General features: G+C 42.5%; 21 protein-coding genes, 1 other RNA gene, 1 pseudogene and 1 riboswitch. Of the genes and pseudogenes, 19 read left to right on the top strand and 4 right to left on the bottom strand.

The window, feature by feature from the left end:
- Nucleotides 1-14: 14 nt before the first annotated feature.
- Nucleotides 15-1,026 (bottom strand): annotated as a pseudogene (locus WCV65_RS18060) (S66 peptidase family protein).
- Between the two features lie 324 nt (nucleotides 1,027-1,350).
- Here WCV65_RS18060 and secG point away from each other — a divergent pair.
- The 6 genes from secG to WCV65_RS18030 all read left to right on the top strand — a co-directional run bounded on the left by secG (nucleotide 1,351) and on the right by WCV65_RS18030 (nucleotide 6,929).
- Nucleotides 1,351-1,584, top strand: coding sequence for a preprotein translocase subunit SecG (gene secG, locus WCV65_RS18055; protein ID WP_035404534.1), 234 nt, complete (start codon nucleotides 1,351-1,353; stop codon nucleotides 1,582-1,584).
- Nucleotides 1,585-2,036: 452 nt separating this feature from the next.
- Entirely contained in the window at nucleotides 2,037-2,777 is a 741-nt protein-coding gene (locus tag WCV65_RS18050) for a carboxylesterase (protein WP_338778402.1), read from the top strand.
- Nucleotides 2,778-2,801: 24 nt separating this feature from the next.
- Nucleotides 2,802-5,144: a ribonuclease R gene (gene rnr / locus WCV65_RS18045; RefSeq protein ID WP_338778401.1), complete on the top strand. Its 2,343-nt coding sequence runs from the start codon at nucleotides 2,802-2,804 to the stop codon at nucleotides 5,142-5,144.
- 90 nt (nucleotides 5,145-5,234) lie between these two features.
- Nucleotides 5,235-5,702, top strand: a complete 468-nt coding sequence (gene smpB / locus WCV65_RS18040) for an SsrA-binding protein SmpB (RefSeq protein ID WP_035404524.1) — start codon at nucleotides 5,235-5,237, stop codon at nucleotides 5,700-5,702.
- A gap of 274 nt (nucleotides 5,703-5,976) precedes the next feature.
- Nucleotides 5,977-6,341: a transfer-messenger RNA gene (gene ssrA / locus WCV65_RS18035) on the top strand.
- Nucleotides 6,342-6,548: 207 nt separating this feature from the next.
- Entirely contained in the window at nucleotides 6,549-6,929 is a 381-nt protein-coding gene (locus WCV65_RS18030; protein ID WP_035404495.1) for a VOC family protein, read from the top strand.
- An 84-nt stretch (nucleotides 6,930-7,013) separates the two neighbouring features.
- Here WCV65_RS18030 and WCV65_RS18025 read toward each other — a convergent pair whose 3' ends face one another.
- Nucleotides 7,014-7,448: a DUF6526 family protein gene (locus WCV65_RS18025; RefSeq protein WP_035404492.1), complete on the bottom strand. Its 435-nt coding sequence runs from the start codon at nucleotides 7,446-7,448 to the stop codon at nucleotides 7,014-7,016.
- Nucleotides 7,449-7,815: 367 nt separating this feature from the next.
- On the opposite strand from WCV65_RS18025, the gene WCV65_RS18020 reads away from it, so the two are divergent.
- From WCV65_RS18020 to WCV65_RS17995, 6 genes are all read left to right on the top strand, one after another.
- Nucleotides 7,816-8,505, top strand: a complete 690-nt coding sequence (locus tag WCV65_RS18020; protein WP_035404489.1) for an MgtC/SapB family protein — start codon at nucleotides 7,816-7,818, stop codon at nucleotides 8,503-8,505.
- 46 nt (nucleotides 8,506-8,551) lie between these two features.
- Nucleotides 8,552-8,926, top strand: coding sequence for a hypothetical protein (locus tag WCV65_RS18015; protein ID WP_338778400.1), 375 nt, complete (start codon nucleotides 8,552-8,554; stop codon nucleotides 8,924-8,926).
- Between the two features lie 207 nt (nucleotides 8,927-9,133).
- Nucleotides 9,134-11,266, top strand: coding sequence for a penicillin-binding protein 2 (locus tag WCV65_RS18010; protein ID WP_338778399.1), 2,133 nt, complete (start codon nucleotides 9,134-9,136; stop codon nucleotides 11,264-11,266).
- A gap of 140 nt (nucleotides 11,267-11,406) precedes the next feature.
- Entirely contained in the window at nucleotides 11,407-11,712 is a 306-nt protein-coding gene (locus WCV65_RS18005; RefSeq protein WP_035404484.1) for a hypothetical protein, read from the top strand.
- Between the two features lie 89 nt (nucleotides 11,713-11,801).
- The gene (locus WCV65_RS18000) at nucleotides 11,802-12,608 is read left to right on the top strand and encodes a MerR family transcriptional regulator (RefSeq protein ID WP_338778395.1); all 807 of its coding nucleotides are present in this window, start codon (nucleotides 11,802-11,804) and stop codon (nucleotides 12,606-12,608) included.
- Between the two features lie 55 nt (nucleotides 12,609-12,663).
- Nucleotides 12,664-13,845, top strand: a complete 1,182-nt coding sequence (locus WCV65_RS17995) for an MFS transporter (RefSeq protein ID WP_035404482.1) — start codon at nucleotides 12,664-12,666, stop codon at nucleotides 13,843-13,845.
- An 18-nt stretch (nucleotides 13,846-13,863) separates the two neighbouring features.
- On the opposite strand, the gene WCV65_RS17990 is transcribed toward WCV65_RS17995, so the two are convergent.
- Nucleotides 13,864-14,583, bottom strand: a complete 720-nt coding sequence (locus WCV65_RS17990; protein WP_035404480.1) for a YebC/PmpR family DNA-binding transcriptional regulator — start codon at nucleotides 14,581-14,583, stop codon at nucleotides 13,864-13,866.
- A 346-nt stretch (nucleotides 14,584-14,929) separates the two neighbouring features.
- On the opposite strand from WCV65_RS17990, the gene WCV65_RS17985 reads away from it, so the two are divergent.
- Nucleotides 14,930-15,910 carry a nuclease-related domain-containing protein gene (locus WCV65_RS17985; RefSeq protein ID WP_338778391.1) on the top strand — a complete coding sequence of 327 codons (981 nt, stop codon included), beginning with the start codon at nucleotides 14,930-14,932 and terminating at the stop codon, nucleotides 15,908-15,910.
- 15 nt (nucleotides 15,911-15,925) lie between these two features.
- Here WCV65_RS17985 and WCV65_RS17980 read toward each other — a convergent pair whose 3' ends face one another.
- A complete protein-coding gene (locus WCV65_RS17980) occupies nucleotides 15,926-16,750 on the bottom strand; it encodes an SDR family oxidoreductase (protein WP_338778389.1) in 825 nt (274 codons plus the stop codon).
- Nucleotides 16,751-16,819: 69 nt separating this feature from the next.
- On the opposite strand from WCV65_RS17980, the gene WCV65_RS17975 reads away from it, so the two are divergent.
- The 6 genes from WCV65_RS17975 to WCV65_RS17950 all read left to right on the top strand — a co-directional run bounded on the left by WCV65_RS17975 (nucleotide 16,820) and on the right by WCV65_RS17950 (nucleotide 23,971).
- Nucleotides 16,820-17,737 (top strand): type 1 glutamine amidotransferase, encoded by a 918-nt coding sequence (locus tag WCV65_RS17975; RefSeq protein ID WP_338778387.1) that lies wholly within the window; start codon nucleotides 16,820-16,822, stop codon nucleotides 17,735-17,737.
- Between the two features lie 80 nt (nucleotides 17,738-17,817).
- A riboswitch (purine riboswitch) is annotated at nucleotides 17,818-17,922 on the top strand.
- Nucleotides 17,923-18,056: 134 nt separating this feature from the next.
- Nucleotides 18,057-19,250 (top strand): nucleoside transporter C-terminal domain-containing protein, encoded by a 1,194-nt coding sequence (locus tag WCV65_RS17970; protein ID WP_338778385.1) that lies wholly within the window; start codon nucleotides 18,057-18,059, stop codon nucleotides 19,248-19,250.
- A 109-nt stretch (nucleotides 19,251-19,359) separates the two neighbouring features.
- A complete protein-coding gene (locus WCV65_RS17965) occupies nucleotides 19,360-20,049 on the top strand; it encodes a DUF2071 domain-containing protein (protein WP_338778383.1) in 690 nt (229 codons plus the stop codon).
- A 188-nt stretch (nucleotides 20,050-20,237) separates the two neighbouring features.
- Nucleotides 20,238-21,254, top strand: coding sequence for a fatty acid desaturase (locus WCV65_RS17960; protein WP_051860495.1), 1,017 nt, complete (start codon nucleotides 20,238-20,240; stop codon nucleotides 21,252-21,254).
- Between the two features lie 115 nt (nucleotides 21,255-21,369).
- The gene (locus WCV65_RS17955) at nucleotides 21,370-22,881 is read left to right on the top strand and encodes a spore germination protein (RefSeq protein WP_066098996.1); all 1,512 of its coding nucleotides are present in this window, start codon (nucleotides 21,370-21,372) and stop codon (nucleotides 22,879-22,881) included.
- Nucleotides 22,874-23,971 carry a GerAB/ArcD/ProY family transporter gene (locus WCV65_RS17950; protein WP_338778378.1) on the top strand — a complete coding sequence of 366 codons (1,098 nt, stop codon included), beginning with the start codon at nucleotides 22,874-22,876 and terminating at the stop codon, nucleotides 23,969-23,971. Before WCV65_RS17955 ends, WCV65_RS17950 begins: the two co-directional genes overlap by 8 nt.

Below are 23,971 nucleotides of genomic sequence, written 5' to 3'. Positions count from 1 at the left end.
GATAGAGGGCTTTTTTAAGGTTTGAACACCTGTTTGATCGTTCCTTTTCCATCAGTTGCCTCCACCTCAGCATGTGCTCCATTTACCAGCGTAATTTGAGGAGGAATATGTCCGCAATCAATATCATAGATGACCGGTATTTGCAGTTCTGCAGACATCTCCTGATAAACATCCTCTGCTGTATAGCCGTCCACCGCCTCATTCGCTGCGCTTCTGCCGAAGACGATGCCGGAACAGTTTTGAAATCAGCCAGCTAATCGCATTTGAACCAGTGATCTTCGCAAGTCCGTCGTGGAAAGCTCACAATTCTCAAAATACCAGAGGATGGGTTCATTCCTGATATACTTTTGGAAACTGGCGAAGTCTCCAAACGGTGTACCTATTAAGTGCCGGACCACATCAATGCAGCCGCCAAGCAGTCTGCCTTCAATTTTCTCGCGAGATTTAGGAATTGTTTTCCACTCCGTCCGTTCAGTCAAATGAAAGACACAAGATGAGGGGTTTGAATGATTCCATTCTTTTTGGTAACTGACGGAAGAATGCTGAAGGATTTCTTCACCTGAACGAGCTGCTAGAACTGACTCCCACATTGTTGTCGTTTCATCGCAATATTCCCCCCGCAAGTCGATCAGATTCGTTCCATGAGCAGTGGCAATTCCTGTTTTAAGGGTAATAGCAAGCAACAGGACACTTAAATCGGAATAACCTAAAATCCATTTTGGCGCTATTTTACTGAAATCTATATATTCCAGTACTTCAATAAGAAGCTCTCCGACCCACGGAGGGATAATCAAGCCGATCTCATCGCTTTGCATCATTTCCATGAATTCAGCTGCCCTTACACTGGCTGGTGCTGATTTTGCCTTATCCTGAGTCCAAACAGTTTCCCCTGCCACAACGCTGAAGCCTTTCTTTTCCATGCGGTTTGAAGCAAGTCTGACTAAGTCATGCAGTTCCCCGGGAACACCGGAAGAGGGGGCTTACCCCTATGCAGGCTCGATTTTTTAAATGCGGGTATCGAATCATTTGTATTCGCCTCCTTGATTATTGCTATCTTACTGGATTGGGACAGGAAGATGTTGTCTCATTTCGTCGAATTGGCCGTAATCGACACGGATTTGCCCGTAATCGACAAACAATTGCCCGTAATCGACAAACAATTGCCCGTAATCGACAAACAATTGCCCGTAATCGACACAAACCTGCCCGTAAAGGACAAACATTCCTCCTCAATAGGCCTGTCATTCAGGTTTTAGAAAAAATTGCCGTAAGCAGACAAGCACTATTGTTTTAACCCCCTCCATATGGTACATTTAAACCAATGCAAACGCGTTTCAGGAGGTGTAGTACATGCATACCTTGTTAATTGTTCTGTTGATTATTACATGCCTTGCACTTATTACAGTAGTATTATTGCAATCCAGTAAAAGCACTGGTTTATCCGGAGCGATCTCAGGCGGAGCGGAGCAGCTTTTCGGAAAGCAAAAAGCCCGCGGTCTTGACTTGATTCTTCACCGGATTACTGTGGTTTTATCTGTAGTTTTCTTTGTTCTTACCATTGCAATTTCCTACTTTAACCTATAAGATGCGGAAGAGGTCTGAGTGCAGGCCTCTTTTTAGTTTTTCTTCCTGCATGCCGTTCCCCGCAATCGTCATATATTCTCATGCAAAACAATTGTCGAAATCTCCCGAAAAATCGATTTACCTCCGTTTTCGTCGATATAATTAAGAAATCGTCGATATATCGAAAAAATCGCCGATTTAAATAAATTTTCGCCGATATATTTTAAAAATCATCGATATATCGCTTGAGACTGTTTTCGGCACTTCATATAAGTATGAAGAACAAAGCTTGTGCCTCATTTTCAGCAGCGCCATAAAGTAACCTAGCGCACCTGCATGAACATCCTCTTCGAAAAAGCCCTGCGCTTTTCTTTTCCCCAAACGTTTGTTTAAATAGAAAAGAGGGAGTTAAGGGAGAATACATATATGGTTTTAGCATGAAACAGACAACGGATAGAGAAGGAGATTCAGCTATGAGAAAAGTGATGCCTAAGCCTTTTTTCTTTGAAGGCGGAGAAAAAGCAGTATTGCTTCTGCATGGGTTTACAGGAAACACGGCAGATGTGCGGATGCTTGGAAGATACTTGAATGAGCGGGGCTATACGTGCCATGCTCCTCAATATAAAGGCCATGGCGTACCGCCGGAAGAGCTAGTTCATACAGGACCGGAAGACTGGTGGAAGGACGTTATGGAAGGGTATGAATTTCTAAAGGAAAAGGGCTATGAAGAAATTGCGGTCGGAGGGTTATCGCTAGGCGGGGTATTTTCCTTGAAACTGGGTTACACTGTACCAGTAAAGGGTATCGTGACCATGTGTGCACCGATGTACATAAAGAGTGAGGAAGTTATGTATCAAGGTGTTTTGGAGTATGCACGCAACTATAAAAAATTCGAAGAGAAAAAGCCTGATCAAATAGAAGAAGAAATGAAAGAGTTCGAGAAAACTCCTATGGGAACCTTAAAAGGCCTGCAGGAGCTGATTGCAGATGTACGTAAGAACGTCGATATGATTTATTCGCCGACCTTCGTTGTTCAGGCACGCCATGATCACATGATTAATACAGATAGTGCAAACATTATTCATGATGAAGTGGAATCGGATGTAAAGCAGCTGAAGTGGTATGAAAATTCCGGCCACGTTATTACCCTTGATAAAGAAAAAGACCAGGTCCACCAGGATGTTTATGAGTTCCTGGAAAAGCTGGACTGGTAAGCCCGAGAAGAAGGAGGGATTTAGTTGAACCAGGATATACAAAAACACGTTGACCGCCTGCTTTCATTTATGCGGGATGAAGCATACAAACCGCTTACAATCCAGGAGCTTGAGGATGCATTTGGAGTAGGGGAAGCGGATGTTTTCAGAGATTTTGTCAAAGCTCTTGTCCATATGGAAGAGCAGGGCCTTGTAGTCCGTACAAGAAGCAATCGGTACGGTCTGCCTGAAAAGATGAACCTAGTGAAGGCCAAATTGTCAGGACATGCGAAGGGGTTTGCCTTTGCCGTAACGGAAGACCCGGCAGATGATGATATTTTCATCCCGCCGAATGAACTTGGAAATGCGATGCACGGCGATACGGTGCTTGTGCGCGTGAGCTCCAATTCATCAGGCGCCAGAAAAGAAGGTACAATTATCCGTATTTTAGACCGCGGAATGAAAGAGGTCGTTGGGACCTATACGGAGAGCAGAAATTTTGGTTTTGTGATTGCGGATGATAAAAAGATTGCTAACGATATTTTTATTCCAAGAGATGCTTCAAACGGAGCTGTAGAGGGCCATAAAGTAGTCGTCAAGATTACTACGTACCCAGAGGGACGGATGAGTGCTGAAGGAGAAGTTATCCAAATTCTCGGGCACAAAAATGATCCTGGAGTCGATATTCTTTCCGTCATTCATAAGCACGGACTTCCTGGAGGCTTCTCACCGGATGTTCTTAAGCAGGCGAATGATGTTCCCGATGAAATTGATGAAGCAGACTACAAGGGCCGCCGAGACCTTAGAAACGAAACCATCGTTACGATAGATGGTGCAGATGCAAAAGATTTGGATGATGCGGTAACGGTGACGAAGCTTGAAAACGGCCACTACAAATTAGGTGTTCATATTGCCGATGTCAGCCATTATGTGACAGAGGATTCACCAATTGATGTTGAGGCGCTGGATCGCGGAACGAGTGTTTACTTAGTTGACCGGGTTATTCCGATGATTCCTCACCGTCTTTCCAATGGACTTTGCTCCCTGAATCCAAAAGTAGACAGGCTCACTCTTTCATGTGATATGGAAGTGGATGAAAACGGTGACGTCGTTCATCATGAAATTTTCCAAAGTGTTATTAAAACGACGGAACGAATGACATACAGCGACGTAAACAGCATTCTTGATGGGGACGAAAAGGTCCGCGAAAAGTATGAACCGCTTGTGCCCATGTTTGAAAAAATGGCCGAGCTTGCTCAAGTGCTAAGAAATAAGCGTATGAATCGCGGCGCCATTGATTTTGATTTTAAAGAGGCAAAGGTTCTCGTAGATAAGGAAGGAAAGCCTTACGATGTCGAGCTTCGCGAACGCGGTGCTGCTGAACGCCTTATTGAAGAGTTTATGCTTCTTGCCAATGAAACGGTAGCTGAGCATTTCCACTGGATGAAGGTCCCTTTCATATACCGTATTCATGAGGATCCCAATGAAGGCAAGCTGCAGCGTTTCCTGGAATTCATCACGAATTTTGGCTACAGTGTGAAGGGTACCGGAAACGAAATTCATCCGCGCGCTCTTCAGCAGATTCTTGAAGAAGTGAAGGGGCAGCCTGAAGAGATGGTTGTTTCAACCGTTATGCTTCGATCAATGAAGCAGGCAAAGTATGATCCTGAGAGCCTTGGCCACTTCGGATTGTCCACTGAGTTTTATACTCATTTCACTTCACCGATTCGCCGTTACCCGGATTTAATCGTTCATCGTTTAATCCGTACGTATTTAATTGAAGGCAAGACGGGAGAAGATACGAAGCAAAAATGGGCGGAAAAGCTTCCGGTTATTGCTGAGCAGGCTTCCAATATGGAACGCAGGGCTGTAGAGGCTGAGCGTGAAACCGATGACCTGAAAAAATCGGAATACATGCTTGATAAAATTGGCGAAGAGTACGATGGAATTATCAGCTCCGTAACAAACTTTGGAATGTTTATAGAGCTGCCGAACACCATCGAAGGACTTGTTCATGTCAGCTACATGACCGATGACTATTACCGCTATGATGAACGCACTTATGCGATGATCGGCGAACGTACAGCCAACGTTTATCGCATCGGGGATGAAATAACCGTCCGCGTAGTAAACGTGAATAAAGATGAGCGTGCCATTGACTTCGAAATTGTCGGCATGAAGGGGACGAGAAGACGTCCAGTGAAGGATGCTCCTAAATCCATCAGCGCCGGACAGGGACGCAAAAAAACAACGAAAGAAAGAGGCTCCGGCCCCCGTGAAAGAAGCGGTTCAGCAGAAGATGGCTGGTCAACCCGGGGACCGAAGAAGAAAAAGAAAAAAACGTTCGATAATGCGCCAAAGGCAAAGCGGAAGAAAAAGAAGCGGTAACGGATAAGGGCGGTGCCAGGCATCGCCCTTCCCGCTTGATTTCAGCCGTGGTAAAATAGAGAGAATATTGATGCTTGAGAGGGGTTTCACATGCCAAAAGGAACAGGAAAAGTGCTGGCTCAGAATAAAAAGGCCAACCATGATTATTTTATAGAAGAAACCTATGAAGCGGGTATTGTGCTTCAAGGTACGGAGATTAAAGCAATCCGTGCAGGGAGAGTCAACTTAAAAGATGCCTTTGCCAGAATTCAAGCAGGGGAACTATACGTCCACAACATGCACGTAAGTCCGTATGAACAGGGAAACCGCTACAATCATGACCCACTTAGAACGAGGAAGCTCCTGCTCCATAAAAGCGAGATCAGCAAACTGATTGGCCTTACAAAAGAAGACGGCTATGCGCTCGTTCCATTGAAAATTTATTTGAAAAATGGCTTCGCAAAGGTTTTAGTCGGACTCGGAAAAGGGAAAAAGAAATATGATAAGCGGGAAGATTTGAAAAAGAAAGAAGCGAAACGCGATATCGAGCGTGCCTTCCGCGACCGCCAAAAAGACTAATGAGAGTGTGATTTTGTGTCCATCGTTTACTTTGGAATAGCGGCTGTGCTAATCCTAAGCGCCGTACTCGTCTTCCGCAGAAGCAGAAGATAACATTATTTTACAATTGCTTTATGCAGGATGTTTGTTATAATAGAACATGTACTGATGATAACTGAATAAGCAACAGCTTATCTTATCACCTGTTCTGTGACGGCCAGACTTCAACCAGGACCTGAACAGACTTTCCCGTATTCCTATTGGGATGGAAGCTTAACGGCTTTTACTCTTATATGGGGACGTTACGGATTCGACAGGGGTAGTTCGAGCTTAGGTTGCGAGCCGAGTCGGCGAGCTCGTTAATAACGCCAACGCCAATAATAACTGGCAAAACTAACAACAACCTCGCTGTAGCTGCGTAACAACAGTTTATAGCGGTTCCTCCCTCCATCGCCCATGTGGTAGGGTAAGGGACTCACTTTAAGTGGGCTACGCCGGATCTCGCCGTCTGAGGGAGAAGGAAGAGAACAATCAGACTAGCTGTCCTGACGCCTGCTGGTAGGCATACGGCACAGCGAAATGCGAATATCCCAGCTACGCTCGTAGACGCTTAAGTGCCGATATTTCTGGACGTGGGTTCGACTCCCACCGTCTCCACCAAATACATATTTTGGTGGCAAACCTACATAGATGCAAAATAAAGCATAAATTGTCCAATGCGACAGTTTATGCTTTATTTTATTTGAGGACTGCCTAAATTCACAATGAAATTCCTAGTATTCATAGCTGGAGCTTAGCATTTCTCATTGTCCAATAATACAGAAGGTGGTAAAATTTCAGAAAAGTGACAAAAAGGAGTGGGGACGAATGATTCAAAAAATTGGACAAATCATGCTGTATGTAAACAACCAGGATGAGGTTGTGAAATTTTGGACGGAAAAAGCAGGCTTCCAGGTCATTTCTGATGAAGATAACGGTCAGGGAATGAGATGGATTGAAATTGCTCCAGCCAATGATTCAGAAACCACAATCGTTCTCCACAACAAAGAATTCATTGCAAAAATGTCGCCTGAATTAAATTTAGGGACACCGTCCTTATTATTTTTCACTGACAACTTGGATCAATTATATACGGATTTATCCAGCAAACACGTGACAGTTGGCGAGTTAGTGGAAATGCCATCTGGCCGGGTCTTTAATTTTGCAGACTGTGAAGGGAATTATTTCGCTGTAATGGAAAAGAAGTAAGAGGCCACTATAAAAATGAAGCACCATCCATTTTAATGGATGGTGCTTCATTTTTACGTCTGTCACAGTGAGATTAGGTTAAGATCATATCCTATAGTGATCCGCTCTCCAGTCCAGAATAAGCTTCTTAATATCATCAGGCTTTAAGTTCTCTGCCGCTGCTTTTTCACTTAAGGCTGGCAGCTCTTTGTCAGATGCAAACCTTAAAGCGACGGCTTGTTTCACAGTCAGCGAGGGATTCAGCAATTTTCCTGTTAGAACATAGTGGCGCAGGTTTTCTTCCGCACGTATAGCTCGGTCCTGTGCTTTTAACGTGTACGTCCGCACGAGCACACCAATGATGACAACACTTGCTGCAGTAAGCAGTATGATAAAGGCCTGGAACACATTTTCCCCGCTGCTCATCGCATTGACTGCATGAATAACTGCTGAGATCAGCATACCGAGAAGCAGTACGGTTAGAACATAATGATAAAGCGGGTGCATCCGTGTGTGGTTTTTGTAATTTTGGGTCTCCATTTTACCCTCTCCGTTTACATTTTTATATTTTATTTCCTCTTTAGTTTACTTATTGGAGCCTTAGTATTCAATTAAATTAAGTCTATGCAGGTTTCAATCCATTCTGACCCTATCACCTTCATTAGTCATCCTGCAAGAGGATATGAGCGGGAATTTCTCTTTGGAGCAGGTAGGCCCGGAGTGGGTAAACCATCTGTTTTATTTCGGCCAGGTTAAATAGACAGAGCAAGATGGACTGCAGGGGATCAGGAGAAGCTGATCCTTTTGTAAACTTAGGCATACATAAAAAATCGGATTCCTTTCCCCAGAAATATTTTACACCAGCGGTTTATATACTTAAGAAAGGTATGGATTGAGGAGGGATGAGATGGGGGAGGTCCTGCATGTTGATGTCCTGATGAAGCTGAGCTTTTCGGCCATTGCAGGCATCATAATTGGATTGGAAAGAGAATTAAAGGGGAAACCCCTGGGCTTGAAAACATGCTTGATTATTTCAGTAACAGCTTGCCTGCTAACACTTGTTTCATACGAGTCTGCTTTTATGTATGCAGAAGCCTATTCCCGTCCAATGGATCCTGGCCGAATTCCCTCGTACGTGATTAGCGGCATTGGTTTTTTGGGAGCAGGTGTCATTCTGAGAAGACACAACGAGGTTATCTCCGGGCTTACAACTGCTGCGCTCGTATTTGCCTCAGCTGCAATCGGAATTACCATAGGAGCGGGTTTTTACATGGAAGCCCTTGCTGGAGTTGCTTTCATTTTTTCTGGTGTAAGAATCCTTCCTTTTCTGCTGGAGAAGTTTGTGATTAGACGCTTGGGAGAAAAAGAATTCAAAGTGAAAATTTCTATTTCAAAAGACACCAACCTTACGAAGCTGCTTCATGAATTAGAGGCTCTGAAGCTTGGCATTAAACGGATCAGAATTAAGGAAGAAAAAGAAGCAATCATGATTTATTGCGTAGTCGTTTCCGAAAAAATAGACAGCCCTGCAGAAATCTTTTATGAAATCAGGAAACCAGCGGGCGTTTTTAGGGTGGATGTAGAGAATATGGAATAGGACTCCGTTTTTTTGCTGAAACTGATAAAAAAAGTGGAGGAAATGTATGCTGAATCAGATAATTTTATGGTCCTTATTCATTTGCCCTTTTTTTCTCCTCTTTTTCTTTCATAAGAAAAACCTGAAGCGATTCGTTGGTTCTGCATTATTTGGTTCTATTCTCCTGACGATTCTTTTCCAGATGGCAAACCGGTTTCAATGGTGTGAGGTTAAAGAAAACATTCCCATTCTAACCGATGTAACTTCGTTTGTTTATGGAGTGTTTTTTATAGGCACCATCCTCATATTAGCACTTACATATGGTGATTGTATGCGCTATATGCTGCTAAACGCTGCGATCGATGCTGTGCAGGCCTTTATACTCAATGCCGTATTTGAACATTTAGGCATTTATAAGCTCGTGAACATGACTCCACTTTGAGTATATATGCTTTGTTTGGCGGTAGCTGTGCCTATCTATTTATTTCAGAAGTGGATGGATGATGATTTTATACCGTCAGCCAGCGAATAACCACCTGTTTCACTAAGAAAATTTCATTGTGTTTAAAGTGGGTATTATTCCCTTGTAAAAAAATGTAGAATAAAAGAGCGAGTTATTTTGCATTTATGAGGAAGGGGAATATATCAGATGACTGAGACGGCCACAAATACTTCCGAAAACCGCGGCATAAAAAAGACCAGATTGCGGCGGATAAATATATTGTTTTTTGCGGTATTCTTTGTTTTTGTTCTGGTGATCATCCGTTTAGGGATTGTGCAGATTGTCCGGGGAGAAGAGTTTAATAAGGAACTATCCAGAACGGAGACCAATGTATCATCCTATCCTGCTCCAAGAGGCAAAATGTTTGACCGCTATGGCAGAGTGGTTGTTGATAATATCGGGGTTCCTGCTATTACATATACGGTTGATAAGAAAACGAAGCCGGAGAATAAAATAAAAACCGCAAGGGAACTGATTAACTATATTGAGATCGAATCAGAAGCTCTTAAAAAGATTCGGGAGCAGGAGAGCAGCAGGGACATAAAGGATTACTGGCTGTCCGCTCATCCGAAAGAAGCAAAGAAGCTCCTTAAGAAAAAAGAGCTGGAGCTGGATGGAAAAGAGCAATATCAGCTTCAAATTGAAAGGGTCCCTCAAGCAGAAATTCAAAAAATGAAGCAAAGTGAAAGGCAGCTATCCATTGCCGTTCTTTTTAAACGGTTTTCCTCCGGGTACCAATATGAGCCGCAAATTATTAAAGCTCAGATTCTGCCTAAGGATGCAAAGCCAGGACCGGATGTCATGCTGACCAATGATGAGATAGCCCGAGTCTCGGAAAATCTTGAAAAAATGCCGGGATTGAACATCATCACGGACTGGGACAGGCAATATCCTTATGGCAATGTACTAGGGCCAATTCTCGGCAAGGTCACAACCTCTCAAGAAGGCCTGCCGCGAGAGCGCATGGATTATTTTCAAGCCCGTGGGTATTCAAGGAATGACCGGGTCGGCAAAGGGTACATTGAAATGCAGTATGAGCAGTTTTTAAATGCCTCCAAGTCTAAAATCCAATATACAACCGACCGGGACGGCAACGTGTCTGAAGAAGTTATCAGTACTGGCAGACGGGGCTACGATCTGCAGCTGACATTTGATATGGAGCTTCAAAAAGAAATTGAGAAAATTCTTGAAGAAGAAATTATTAAGGGAAGAAGAACAGCTGGCAACCGGCTTGTGAGCAGTGCTTTTGCAGTGGTAATGGATCCTAATAATGGAGACATTCTTTCAATGGCTGGAAAGCAATATGATTTCAGAAAAAGCAGCAAGCCGCTGGATTATTCTTATGGAGCTTTTACAGGACAGTATGAGATGGGATCCGTGGTGAAGGGCGCAACAGTTCTCACGGCTTATCAAAATGGAATGCCTGTCAGCAAAGTCTATTATGATGCTCCTATGACATTTAAAAATACGGCCACCAAGTCCTCTGCCGGCAATCGGTCACTTGGCTCGGTAAGTGATATAACAGCGTTAAAAAAGAGCTCGAACATCTACATGTTTAAAGCGGTCATTGAAAATATTGCCGGATTCTCGTACGTGGAGAATGGAACGTTTAAAGGGAGCTTTAAAGATTTCGAGACCTTGAGAAATGGGTACTATCAATTTGGTTTAGGGAGAGAAACCGGAATTGATCTCCCCAATGAATCGCATGGATACAGAACAGACCCTGATAATGTCGGACAGCTCTTAGACTTTTCCATCGGACAGCTGGACACCTATACACCGCTCCAGCTGGCTCAATATGTTTCCGTTATAGCAAACGGCGGATACCGCATTCAGCCAAGAGTCGTAAAATCGGTTCATGAACCCACATCTGAAAAGGGGCTGGGCCCGTTTCATCTGGACAAGGAACCAAAGGTATTAAACCGGATTAACAACACTTCAGCAGAAATCAGACAGGTCCAAAGGGGATTTAAAGCCGTAACACAAACGGGCGGAACCGCTGCCGGCAAGTTCCCAGGCCTCGATGTATCCGGTAAAACCGGCACTGCTCAAACTACCTACAGATACCCTGATTCAGATCTTACGGAAAAAACCTATAACATAAATTTTGTAGGCTACTATCCCACCGATGAACCGCAAATTGCTCTTAGCGTAGTCGTCCCATATGCCGAGAAGAACATCAACAAAGACATCGCTGCCAGGGTAGTGAAAGCTTATGTGGATTTGCAGAAGAAATACGGCGAAGAGCCCCCTGTTATTAACATTGACCCGGCTGAATAAGCAATGACATAAGGCCGCCATGAACTGGCGGCCTTTTTCTGCATAGTTCGCCCTAGATTATTCCATATTAAAAAGAAAATAAGAATTCAGGAGGCGGCGTAATTGAAAATAAACGCAGCTGAAACAGTGGTCAGCCTCCCATGACCGAATTTCCCGTCATTCACACCAATTTTTGGGACGCGGTCCTGGCAGTGCCGGTGATCATCATTGTCACGCAGCTCATAAAAATTTTTCTGCCAATCCCAAGGGCTTACATCCCAGCACTGGCTTCTTTTTTAGGGTTGATGATGTCGGTCTTTTACAGTCATCGTCATAATCTATGGGCGGGATTGTTCATGGGTTTTTTTTACGGCAGTGCTGCGATAGGAAGCTATTCGTCATTAAAAACTTCTATTTTAGCCTACCGGAATGGGTCTGGAAATAAGAAAAAGAAGACTCATCCATAAAGTCATCCTGCCAATATAAACTTGAAAGGTATGATATTTTTGTTAAAACCGATATATTCATCTTATAACACCTGAAAGTGAGGAAAGAGATGTCTTTTAAATTATCGGTTGGACAAGTAAGCAAACTTTATGATATCAGCATTGATACTCTTCGATATTATGATAAAATCGGCTTGCTTCAGCCAGAAAAAGATCCGCAGAATGGATACAGATACTACTACGTTCGGCATTTGGATCAACTGGAAATTATTTTAAATGCGAGATCATTAGAGATTTCAATTCAGGATATACAGAGAGCGATTGATCAGGAATCTATTGAGGTATATATAGATTTGATGAAAAGACAGGAAAATATTATTTCAGACAGAATTTCACAGCTTCAGAAGCTGGAGAAAAAGTTAGCCGAAACGAAGAAAGGAATCATCGAGGCATCTGCTCACCACAATTCTCATGATTTCTCCAGTCTTCCCGTGTTTAATTATGAGTATCGCTTTTACGCGCTGAATTTTGATTGGCTAAAGGATAAAAATCACTCTTACTATGTAAAATTATTTGAAGAGGAAACCCACTATTATTATGCATATGATTTAAGTGAACCAAGCGAATTGCGTGTGAATGACCAGCTGATTTTGATTGATGCAATACATAAAAAGGAATCAGAAATTGATTCATGGATTAAAAAGCATCAGCTGGAGGCTGAAAAAATAACGATAACCGGCATGTTTGTAAAAACTCATTTTTATGGGAACATTCCTGATTTGGAGCAGTATATTAAAAAGATTTGTGCCTATTTTTCGCTAAAGGAAACAAGTATTTATATAAAAGAGGAATTCTATCTTCAGAAAAAGGAACAGGACGAATATTTTTCTGAAATAATCTTAAACGTTATGGATTGACCCTGGAGCAGCTCCACCCTTTATCATCACCTTAGGAGATAAAGGAGGAGCCTCTATGCGATTAATTAAAAATAAAGTGTTTATGACGATACTTGCCACTGATTTTATTCAGCAGTTCGGAATCTGGGTCAGAAATATGGCAATCATGTTTTACATTATGGATGTAACGAGTGGAGATCCGCTCGCAATCTCCACCCTGAATTTTCTGGAATACGTACCCCTGATTATCTTTACGTTTATCGGAGGATTGATTGCTGATCGAACCAATCCGAAAAAAATTATGCTGTTTGGTGATTTTTTAAGTGTAATTTCCTTTGTTATATTAGGTATGCTCCTATCAAATGGCGTGGTGTGGAGCATATTTGCAGCTGTATTAGTTTCAGCGATTATTACTCAATTTTCTTATCCTGCTTCACAAAAATATTTTAAAGAGTATGTGGCAAAAGAGGACGTTGAGAGTGCCATAGGTATTTCTCAGCTGATGGGATCACTTTTTTATGTGTTGGGCCCGTTTTTAGGGAGTTATTTTTATTTTGAATTTGGTATTCATACCACTTTGTGGGTCCTCGCTGCGTTGTTTTTCCTATCATTTATGCTTATCCTCACCCTTCCAAGAACGGCGTTTCAAAAGATCGCAGAATTGCGTTTCAAGGATGAGCTGAAGGCCACTTTCCGCTATATTAAGCGAAAAGAGAGAATCAAGCAGCTCATGAAAATTTATATCCTTTTATCCTTTGCCATGGGAATTGCGATAAATCTTGATATCTTTATTGTGACTGAAAGACTCGGTTTGGGCGAGCGCTACTACCAGCTTTTTTCTGGTGTTGCCGGTGTCGGGGTCATAGCGGGGGGAGTATTATTTATTTTGTTTAAGCAGTATTTATCCAATACAAAAGTGCTCACAGCACTTATCTCCGTGCTTGCGGTAACCCTGTTTTTTGAAGGGTACTCAACGAACTTCGCTTTTACACTCGTTTTGCAGTTTATTGATAATGCGCTGCTGGGCATTTTAAGCGGTTATATTGCAGCACTAATGCTCAAAGAAACAAGACAGGAATACTTGGGGAAAGTAAATGGACTTAGTTCCACAATCATGTATTTGGGAATCACATTGGGAACCCTCTTTTCAGGCTTTGCCATGAAAACCGTGTCGCTCGTTTTTGCTTATGGAGTGGGGAGCGCAGCACTAATTGTTCTCGTTGTCATGCTGAGTATGAAAAAAAAGCAGGTCCTGTGAAAGGATCTGCTTTTTCTGTTATTCACCAAGGTCTACGTTATGATAAACCTGCTGAACGTCTTCTAAATCTTCAAGTGCATCAACCAATTTTTCAAATTGAGCCTGTGCATCTTCAGGAAGCTCTACGTCATTTTGTGCAAGCATGGACAGCTCGGCTACAGTAAATTCTGTAATGCCGGCGCCTTTGAATGCTTCCTGCATCGCATGAAACTGATCCGGCTCTGCATAAACGATGACCGACTCCTCTTCTTCCTGGATATCGCGTGCATCAACATCTGCTTCCATAAGAAGTTCAAGTACGTCATCGGAAGACTTCCCTTCAACTCCGATTACGGCTGTTGCGTCAAACATGTAAGCAACAGAACCGCTTACCCCCATGTTCCCGCCATTTTTCCCGAATGCTGCGCGAACCTCGGAAGCCGTTCGGTTTACGTTGTTTGTCAGTGCATCTACGATAACCATTGACCCGTTCGGTCCAAACCCTTCATAACGAAGAGTATCGTAGTTTTCCTCAGAACCGCCTTTTGCTTTCTCAATCGCACGGTCAATAATATGCTTCGGCACATTGTATGTTTTTGCCCGTTCAAGAACGAATTTCAAGGCTTGGTTCAATTCAGGATCCGGCTCGCCCTGTTTAGCCACTACATAGATTTCGCGTCCAAACTTCGCGTAAATCCGGCTCGTGTTTTTATCCTTAGCTGCCTTTTTTTCCTTAATATTATTCCACTTACGACCCATACTGCTCACTCTCTTTCGGTATTAAATCTAAAATATGATTTGGATTCATTACCTTTTATTATAACGTATTTGGGTGGGTGGTTACGAGTTTTTCTTGAGGGATAGGGGGAGGATGGGAATTGGGAGGGGGTGAGGTGGTCGAAATTTGTCGGAAAGTCGATATATCGGAAAAATAGCCGATATAATGAGATTTCGGTCGATAAATTGAAATAATAGCCGATAAAATTTTATTTTGGTCGATATCTCCGTATTTCGGTCGATATCCTCCAAGCTAACTCCGAACCGGATGAAGGTACAGCAAAATTTTTCGAGAATATAGTAGTATTCTAAAAAAAGGAGTGTTTACATGATCATTAAGAAGAGAAAATCCCCGCTCATCATCCTCAAATTACAAGCTCTGCAGCGAAGATTGCCGGACAATCATCCAAAGGTACCCCAAATTACTGAAGAACTCAAAAAAAGAATGGCAGGCTATAGAGGTGAACTTGCTGCTGACTATCAGCTTTCTCTTTATTCTCAAGATAAACAATTTATTTTCCAGGATTTACGTCTTCCTAGCGAAACCTCTTATTTCCAAATGGATACTCTGCTTATAACCTCTAAATATGCCATTATTTTAGAAATAAAAAATATAGCGGGAACCATATTTTTTGAACCGAATTTTAATCAGCTAATTCGGACCAAAGATGGACAGGAAACAGCTTTTGCTGATCCTATTCTTCAGACAGAACGCCTGCAATTTCTTCTCAAGCAATGGTTTTTAAATAACGGTTTCCCCCATGTTCCTATTTTCTCTCTAGTAGTGATCAGTAATCCGCAAACCATTATCCAATCGCCGCATGCCTACCAGGCTAAATTAGCAGAGAAAATCATTCATTGTGAAAAACTTCCTCTGAAAATTAAAAAAATAGAGTCTGATCTTAATACCGATATTCTTACTGAAAAAGAATTGAGAAAGCTAAAAAGAATTTCAATGAAAGAACACAGTGAGGCAGACTTCCCGATACTTGATAGATTTGGATTAACACATGAGGACCTGTTAAAAGGAGTATTCTGTCCGGTTTGCATACTTAAAATGGAGAGATATAAAGGCGGCTGGTATTGCTTAAAATGCCAGAATAAGTATAGAAACGCTCACCTTGAAGCGCTAAATGATTACAAACTGCTAATTAGTTCTACGATTACGAATAAAGAAATCCGTGATTATTTGCAGCTTGTTAGCCCCTCTTCCGCAACAAAGCTCCTCCATTCTCTCAACCTAAAATCCACCGGCCAAAACAAAGGCAGAGTTTACGAACTCTATCTCAATGAAAAAAGCACCCCATAAAGAGGTGCCATCCAATCATTCCGTACCTTTTTTCCATTTCTCGTCCTCTATCAGCATTTTTCCCGGCCATGTATAAGCCATAATTCCGCCGTCCGCGGTAATGTCTTCGCCTGTTACATAGGAGCTGTCGTCGGATGCAAGGAATAGAGCGACGGTTGCCATTTCTTCCGGACGCCCGAGTCTGCCCATTGGGGTAATCCATTTGTTGGCTTCTCTGAATTTCTCGCCCATATCTTCGTCTTTGCCGCCTACAAGTGTGTCAATTAGCGGCGTTTCAATTGTTCCAGGAGAGAGGGAGTTGACCCGGATTCCATCGCGGGCATAATCAATCGCCATTGCCCGTGTAAAGTTTGTGATTCCGCCTTTTGCAGCATTGTATCCAGAGCGGTCAAGGTCAGCTGCTCTGCCTGACATTGAGGAGGTATTGATAATCGATCCTCCGTTATCAAGCATGAGCGGGATTAAGTATTTGCTCGCAAGGAACGTTCCGCGCAAATCGACGGCTATAATTTTATCGAAAAGCTCAACCGGGTATTCGTGAACTTTGCCGCCTTGCTGATCAACGCCTGCGTTATTGAATAAAATATCGATCGTTCCGTAGGATTCCTTTATTTTTTCGGCAAAATCAACAACGCTATCCTCGCTGGAAACATCTAGATAAGCCGCTTCAGCCTGTCCGCCATTTTCTTTGATTTTTTCCACGGTTTTCTTCATTTCAGCTTCATTGATATCTGCACAGATCACTTTAGCGCCTTCTCTGGCAAAAACTAGAGCGGTCGCCTGTCCGATTCCTGTTGCAGCACCGGTAATGACTGCTGTCTTGTTTTCTAATCTTTCCATTTTCAAAACCCTCCTAAAATATTCTCTGTCTGCTAGATTCCCTGTATGTGAAGGAGTAAACATACGGATGTGTCGGAGGAGAAGCAAAAGAATATTAGAATTCCGAAGGCTAAAAATCCCGATCAGTATAGGACGTATACCAAAATAGCATTGACGAAAAACCCTAAATCCATGTACATTCAAATCAAAGTTTCCTGGGTTCCGCGCACTTTTAGCCGGGTTGGTCCGAGAGGATACGAACGATGCGAGTACACGGAGATAAAAGCACGGAAGGATCTATACCGTGCAATTTTGCTGAAAAAGGAGAGGTTCAAGTTGATCGTTCATTATTTACAGCATGTTCCCTATGAGGGTTTGGGATATATACAGGATTGGGCAGATGAAAGAGGGTTCCATCTGACGAAGACAGCTTTATATAAGGATGATATCCATTTCCCTGAACTGAGTGAGTTTGATCTCCTTATTGTTCTAGGCGGTCCGATGAATATTGATCAAACTGATGAATATCCTTGGCTGAAGCAAGAGAAAGAGTTTATCTCCAGAGCCATACATTCAGGCAAAAAGGTGCTGGGAATTTGTATGGGATCTCAGTTAACTGCGACTGCTTTGGGCGCGAGAGTAAGCAAAAACGCGTTTGAAGAGGTAGGCTGGCATGAGGTGAAAATGAGAGAGACTCGAATTCCTGGTCTGCCGGCCAGTTTCAAAGCGATGCAATGGCATGGGGATACATTTGATCTCCCGGAAGACTGCATTTGGCTGGCAGAGAGCGAAGCTTGTTCCAACCAGGCGTTTCTTTACGATGACCGGGTCATCGGTCTCCAGTTTCATCTGGAGTTTACAGAAGAAATTGTTTCTAAAGTTGCCGAGAGTGAAACTCCTTCAAAGGGACAGTATGTTCAAAGCTTGGAAGAAATTGCAGAAGGCAGACATTATTTTCAGCAATCAAAAAGATTAGTTAGCTGCTTTTTAGATTACTTAAATCAGTAATAGGAAACTATCGAAAAATTTCAACTTCTCGGAGACAGGTTGCTAAATACCTATACCTGTTTTAGAATAAGCTATACTCAATTAACCTAATTTTATATCCTTGTATAATATCAGTTAAGATTCGGTCTGATAGTTTCTACCTGGCAGCCGCAAAATGCCGGACTACAAGGAAGTATGATCATATAAGAGAAACAGGGGCATGCCGTTTACAATGGGCAATCCCTGTCTGCAGGCTCTAATTTTCATGCTTTCGGTCCATTTGGCTGAGGGTGAAAATTAGGGTTTTTTTATTGGGTCAATACATCTGGGAGTTGAGATCATGTATTTTTTAATTAACCTGCTGGGCATTTTCGTTGTGATCGCTCTTGTCTTTGCCTGTTCTCCTCAAAAGAGAGAGGTAAAATGGAAGTCGATTGGAATTTTGCTCGCGGCTGAACTGCTTATCACCTGGTTCATGCTTGGTACAGAAATAGGCGGTAAGGCAATCAGCACGTTTGCTTCATTTTTCACTTGGCTGATTGCATGCGCAAATGAAGGGATTTCGTTCGTCTTTCCTTCCGTCATGGCCAATGACACGGTAGATTTCTTTTTTAGTGCACTTCTTCCTATCATTGTAATTGTCACCTTTTTTGATATATTATCTTATTTTGGTATCTTGACTTGGATTATTGATAAAGTAGGGTGGGTAATCTCGAAAATTTCCGGGTTGCCGAAGCTTGAAAGTTTTTTTTCCATTCAAATGATGTTTCTTGGAAACACAGAAGCACTTGCGGTTATCCGTCAGCAGCTGGTCGTTCTAAAAGAAAACCGGCTTCTAACTTTTGGAATCATGAGTATGAGCAGCATAAGCGGATCGATCATCGGAGCCTATTTAACGATGGTTCCGGCTGAGTATGTGTTCAGTGCGATTCCGTTGAACTGCCTGAATGCACTCCTTCTTGCAAGTATTTTGAATCCTGCAGTTGTCCCTAAAGAGGAAGACATTGTGTACGTTCCCCCAAAAAGCGAAAAGAAGGATTTCTTTTCGACCATTTCCAACAGTATGATGGTTGGAATGAACATGGTGATTGTAATCCTCGCGATGGTTATCGGATATGTAGCCCTAACGGCTGTCTTGAATGGTATTCTTGGCTTTTTCGTAGACGGTCTGACCATTCAAAAAATCTTCTCCATCATTTTCAGTCCTTTTGCGTTCCTTCTTGGTTTGTCAGCAAAGGATACGATGTATGTGGCTCAGCTTATGGGAATTAAGATGGCGACAAATGAATTTGTGGCTATGCTTGATTTGAAAAACAATCTGAATACGCTAAGCCCGCATACGGTTGCCGTTGCGACGACGTTCCTGACCTCCTTTGCAAACTTCAGTACTGTAGGAATGATTTACGGCACATTCAGCTCCGTTTTAGGAGAGGAAAAATCCTCGATGATCGGGAAAAATGTCTGGAAGCTGCTTGTCAGCGGGTTGGCAGTTTCCCTGTTGAGTGCGATGATTGTAGGCTTATACGTCTGGTGAAATAAAATCCGTCTCCTAATCAGGGAGGCGGATTTTTTTGAATGGCTGATTCTCTATCTGGCTAAATTATTTTAAGAGGCACATATACATAATGGAGAGGGGGGATTTGGTGAAATGGATCATGAAGCAAACGTGGCGGAATCTGCTGTTTGTGCATTGGCCGGTTGACCCTGCATGGCTGCAGGAAAGGCTTCCTCATTCATTAACAGCAGATGTATTTGAAGGCCAGGCTTGGATAGGACTCGTGCCGTTTGAAATGGATGACATCAGATTCAGGGGATTCCCCTCTATCCCTCGCCTGTCTAACCTGTTAGAGCTGAACATTCGGACGTATGTAACCTGCAGCAGCAACCCGGGGGTATATTTCTTCAGTCTTGACGCGAGCAGCCTGATTGGAGTTAAGGTGGCAAGGTCGTTCTTTCATCTGCCATATTACCGTGCAAAAATGATGGCGGAGAAGGAAGGAAAACGGACGCAATTCACCTCGGAAAGACTTCATAAGGGAGCTCCTTCTGCAAAGCTTCATATAGAATATGGACCTGCTTCATCTGAGGTGATCATGAAGCCATCCGCACTCGATCTTTGGCTGACGGAACGATATTGCCTCTTTACCGAAAAAAGAGGCCATCTATTCCGGGGAAATCTTGATCATGAGCCTTGGAAGCTTCAATTAGGAACGTGCATTATTCACACAGACACCATCACTGTTCCCTTCAGAAGAGATGAGAGCGAATCCTTACATATTTTATATGCCGAAGAGCTGAAAACTCAATTCTTTCCATTTGTTAAACTGTTCTAATTTTTCAGGTGCTGAACTCAGTCACAGCAGTCATTTGAAGAATGTTTCCGATATTTTAACTCTTTATAAAATTAAAGCATCTAGTTTTATGGAGCCAAACATAGTAAGATGGGAGTAGTTCATGAAGATAAAAATAACAGCTGTTCAGCTGAAAATAGATCACGTACCTAACCCTCGAGGAGGAAGATATGTCTAAACAAAAACAAGTAATGCTCAAAAAAGACATGGCCCCATTTGAAAAATCCAGTGTGAAATCAAGCGTAAGACAGCTTATTAATACATTTCCGCCATTTTTTCTCCTTTGGTTTGCAGCCTATCAATGTTTGTCCGTTTCCTATTGGCTGTCCCTTGCTCTCGCGATTGCAGCTTCAGGTTTTGTCATTCGAATCTTTATCATTTTCCATGACTGCTGCCATCAATCGTTTATGAAGACCCGCAAAGGCAATGACATTCTTGGGATTATAAGCGGTGTCCTCACGTTATTCCCTTATGAAAAATGGAAGAGAGCCCATTCCATTCACCATGCGACAAGCAGTAACTTAACAAAAAGAGGAACAGGCGATATTTGGGTATTAACGGTTGATGAATATGTTTCTTCGTCTTTTTGGAGAAAAATTGGTTATCAGCTATACCGCAATCCGCTTGTGATGTTCGGACTTGGCCCAATCTATCTTTTCCTTATTTCGAACCGCTTTAACCGTAAAGGAGCAAGGAAAAAAGAACGCCTCAATACGTACTTGATTAACTTTTTGATTGCCGGATCTTATGCGCTCATGTGCTGGTGGATTGGCTGGCAGGCGTTCCTGCTTATCCAGGTTCCGATTGTCTTTGTATCTGGTGCTCTTGGAATTTGGCTGTTTTATGTACAGCATCAATTTGAAGATTCCTATTATGAGAATGAAGAAGAATGGGATTATGTCAAAGCGGCTGTAGACGGCAGCTCTTATTACAAGCTCCCGAAGGTTCTTCAATGGGTAACAGGCAACATCGGCTTTCACCACGTTCACCATTTGAGCCCTAAGGTGCCAAACTACAACCTGGAAAAAGCGCATCAATCCACTCCGCCGCTCCACAAGGCGACAACGATTACGCTTCTTTCCAGCTTTAAATCCCTCCGTTTTCATCTGTGGGATCAGAAAAATAGAACGTTCGTCCGTTTTAAGGATATAAAACATCTTCTCCGTAAACCGAATTCAGAAATGTAATAGCCCTGAAAAACCTGCAGACCTGCTCTGCAGGTTTTTTGCCGTTTACGGGTTTCCCAGGCTGTATATTTTCAGACAGAATCGAAAATGCTAAAAATAATCGAGGTGGAAGCGGATGAGCTCAAGCTCTCATATCAATCATGATCCATCGGCTAGAACAGGCAGCGGGAACGGGCCGCTCTCTTCAGGAAGCCCGGACGAAACGATTTCATACATAAAGAATTCGTTCTTCCAGGCGGATGATCTGAAAATAAAGAGGTTTATTTTCAATGAAAAAAATACATTTATTCTCTATATAGATTCCATAGCAGACCGCGAGATCATTCAGACGAATGTTTTAAAACCTCTCTTGAATAAGCAAAAAGGAAAAATTGAAGACATTGTGACCATTACCGTCATGCATAGGACCTTGGAGCTTGATAGCGCTATTGAATCCATGGTGGAAGGACATTGTCTTTTATTTATAGAGGGAGAAACAGAGCTCTTTTTATTAAATGTATACAAAAAAGAGATGGATACCGGCCAGGAACCGAATAATGAGAAAGTAATCAGAGGATCACACCAAAGCTTTTCTGAAAATGTATTGAAAAACATTCATTTTATCCGCGAAAGAATTAAAAGTCCTTCCTTAACTGTTCAGTTTCGTTCAGTAGGAAGGACGGGCCATTCGAAAATGGCAATTGTCTATGTAGGGAAAATTGTGAATCCATCCCTCGTTAAAGAAGTGGAAAGAAGGCTCAGCTACCTTCAGGTAGATTCTGTTCAATCACCGGGTTATTTTGAGGAATTTCTCGAGGACTACCCATTTTCTCCGTTTCCTCAGTTTTTGAGCACGGAAAGGCCAGATCGGGCAGCGTCGAATTTAATGGATGGAAGGATCGCAATTTTGATGGAAGGAAGTCCGACTGTACTGATTCTGCCTGCCCACTTCTTTACATTTTTTCAGTCATCGGAGGATTATAACCAGCGGACGCTAATTGGATCCTTTTACAGAATTGTACGAATGGTCTCTTTTTTAATTGCATTGGGGCTGCCCGCCTTCTATATCGCCCTCGTTTCCTTTAACTATGAGGTAATCCCGGTGGAAATTGTTTTCTCCATTAAAAGCTCACTGGAATATGTTCCATTCCAGCCGGTTCTTGAAGCCATGATTATGCAGCTTACTCTTGAATTGCTTAGAGAAGCAGCGATTCGCCTTCCAAATGCCATTTCCCAGACCATTGGCGTCGTCGGAGGTTTAGTGATCGGAACGGCAGTAGTGGAAGCTCATTTTGTTTCCAACACCATGATTATTGTAGTCGCCATTACTGCCATCTCTTCCTTTGTCATTCCTTCCAATGAGATGAGCAATACAATCAGGATTTTAGGCTTTCCGATTATGCTGATGTCGGCCCTTTTTGGTTTCTTCGGAATTGTGATTTCTTTTATGCTTATATTGATTCATCTTGTGAAATTAAAGCCCTTTGGCTGTCCCTATTTTTATCCTCTGGCACCTTTTGACTTTAAGTTTTTTAAAGACACGGTCTTCCGTGTTCCAATCTGGATGATGAATGAAAGGCCGCGTGATACGAAGCCGGTTTATTCATGGAAGGAATCAAAGTCAAGAGGGTGGAGAAAAAATGAATAAAAATCTATCTCCTTTTCAGCTCTACTTCTTCATCATTCAAACCCAAATTGGGGTGGGGATTCTTGGACTTCCTTATGAGGTTCAAAGTGAAGCGAAAGGGGATGCGTGGATTTCCATTGTGGTAACAGGCATCCTCATTCAAATGGTCATCACGCTATATTGGCTATTGGCAAAAAGGAACCCGGAAAAAAATCTGTTCCAATACTCAGTCAGCATGCTAGGGGGAATTGCGGGGAGATTCATCAATGGACTGTACGTTTTGTACGGAATTACAGTCATGGTTGTCATTCTTGTTTTTGCAGTGGGAATCATTAAGGACTGGGTGCTGGATGAAACGCCAAGGTGGATTATTGTAGCAATGCTTTGCCTTGTAGGAGTATACCTTGGAAAAGAAGAGGCTGAAGTTATTGCGAAGTTTCATGTAATTGTATCGGGATTGATTATTCTGCTATTAGTGATTACGGTCATTGCTCTTTTTTCCTATCCATTAGATTTCAGGTATCTGCTGCCCCTGTCGCAATCGGGCTGGAAAGAAATTTCAATGGGAATCACCAAAGCTTATTTTTCAATGATCGGGTTTGAAGTCCTTTTAATTTTATATCCTCTTGTCAAGACAAAAACGGCAGGAGCCATTTTAAAATCCGCCACATGGGCAAATTTTACAGTCACTGGAGTTTACACGTATTTAACAGTCGTCTGCCAAATTGTTTTTAGTCCGGACGAGATGGATATCATTCCGCAGCCGCTTCTTTATTTGGTAAAGGCCCTTTATATTCAGGTCGTGGAAAGGTTTGATTTGCTTTTCGCATCCATCTGGATTGTCAATGTTTCCACCTCTTATGTAAGTTACTTATTCCTATCAACAGAAGGGTTGAAAACGGTTCTTATGAAACTGAAAAGGCCGTATCTTGCTTATGGTCTTTGCGCCGCAACATTTTTGATAGCTTTGTTTTTAAAGGATGAAAAGCAGATGTATATAGTCAACGATATTCTGCTCAAATTTAGCGTGATTCCTATTATTGTCATTCCGTCACTTCTTTTGATCATTGGCTTGTTTTTTTACAAAAAGAAAACCAAAGGGAGTATGTGA

Source organism: Metabacillus sp. FJAT-52054 (assembly GCF_037201815.1).
Lineage (GTDB): Bacteria > Bacillota > Bacilli > Bacillales > Bacillaceae > Metabacillus_B > Metabacillus_B sediminis.
This window is presented reverse-complemented; position numbering and strand designations above follow the sequence as displayed.

Coding starts and splice junctions, on each gene's coding strand:
- secG (WP_035404534.1), top strand. CDS start 1,351: ATGCATACCTTGTTAATTGTTCTGTTGATTATTACATGCCTTGCACTT.
- WCV65_RS18050 (WP_338778402.1), top strand. CDS start 2,037: ATGAGAAAAGTGATGCCTAAGCCTTTTTTCTTTGAAGGCGGAGAAAAA.
- smpB (WP_035404524.1), top strand. CDS start 5,235: ATGCCAAAAGGAACAGGAAAAGTGCTGGCTCAGAATAAAAAGGCCAAC.
- WCV65_RS18030 (WP_035404495.1), top strand. CDS start 6,549: ATGATTCAAAAAATTGGACAAATCATGCTGTATGTAAACAACCAGGAT.
- WCV65_RS18025 (WP_035404492.1), bottom strand. CDS start 7,448: ATGGAGACCCAAAATTACAAAAACCACACACGGATGCACCCGCTTTAT.
- WCV65_RS18020 (WP_035404489.1), top strand. CDS start 7,816: ATGGGGGAGGTCCTGCATGTTGATGTCCTGATGAAGCTGAGCTTTTCG.
- WCV65_RS18015 (WP_338778400.1), top strand. CDS start 8,552: ATGCTGAATCAGATAATTTTATGGTCCTTATTCATTTGCCCTTTTTTT.
- WCV65_RS18010 (WP_338778399.1), top strand. CDS start 9,134: ATGACTGAGACGGCCACAAATACTTCCGAAAACCGCGGCATAAAAAAG.
- WCV65_RS18005 (WP_035404484.1), top strand. CDS start 11,407: ATGACCGAATTTCCCGTCATTCACACCAATTTTTGGGACGCGGTCCTG.
- WCV65_RS18000 (WP_338778395.1), top strand. CDS start 11,802: ATGTCTTTTAAATTATCGGTTGGACAAGTAAGCAAACTTTATGATATC.
- WCV65_RS17995 (WP_035404482.1), top strand. CDS start 12,664: ATGCGATTAATTAAAAATAAAGTGTTTATGACGATACTTGCCACTGAT.
- WCV65_RS17990 (WP_035404480.1), bottom strand. CDS start 14,583: ATGGGTCGTAAGTGGAATAATATTAAGGAAAAAAAGGCAGCTAAGGAT.
- WCV65_RS17985 (WP_338778391.1), top strand. CDS start 14,930: ATGATCATTAAGAAGAGAAAATCCCCGCTCATCATCCTCAAATTACAA.
- WCV65_RS17980 (WP_338778389.1), bottom strand. CDS start 16,750: ATGGAAAGATTAGAAAACAAGACAGCAGTCATTACCGGTGCTGCAACA.
- WCV65_RS17970 (WP_338778385.1), top strand. CDS start 18,057: ATGTATTTTTTAATTAACCTGCTGGGCATTTTCGTTGTGATCGCTCTT.
- WCV65_RS17960 (WP_051860495.1), top strand. CDS start 20,238: ATGTCTAAACAAAAACAAGTAATGCTCAAAAAAGACATGGCCCCATTT.
- WCV65_RS17955 (WP_066098996.1), top strand. CDS start 21,370: ATGAGCTCAAGCTCTCATATCAATCATGATCCATCGGCTAGAACAGGC.
- WCV65_RS17950 (WP_338778378.1), top strand. CDS start 22,874: ATGAATAAAAATCTATCTCCTTTTCAGCTCTACTTCTTCATCATTCAA.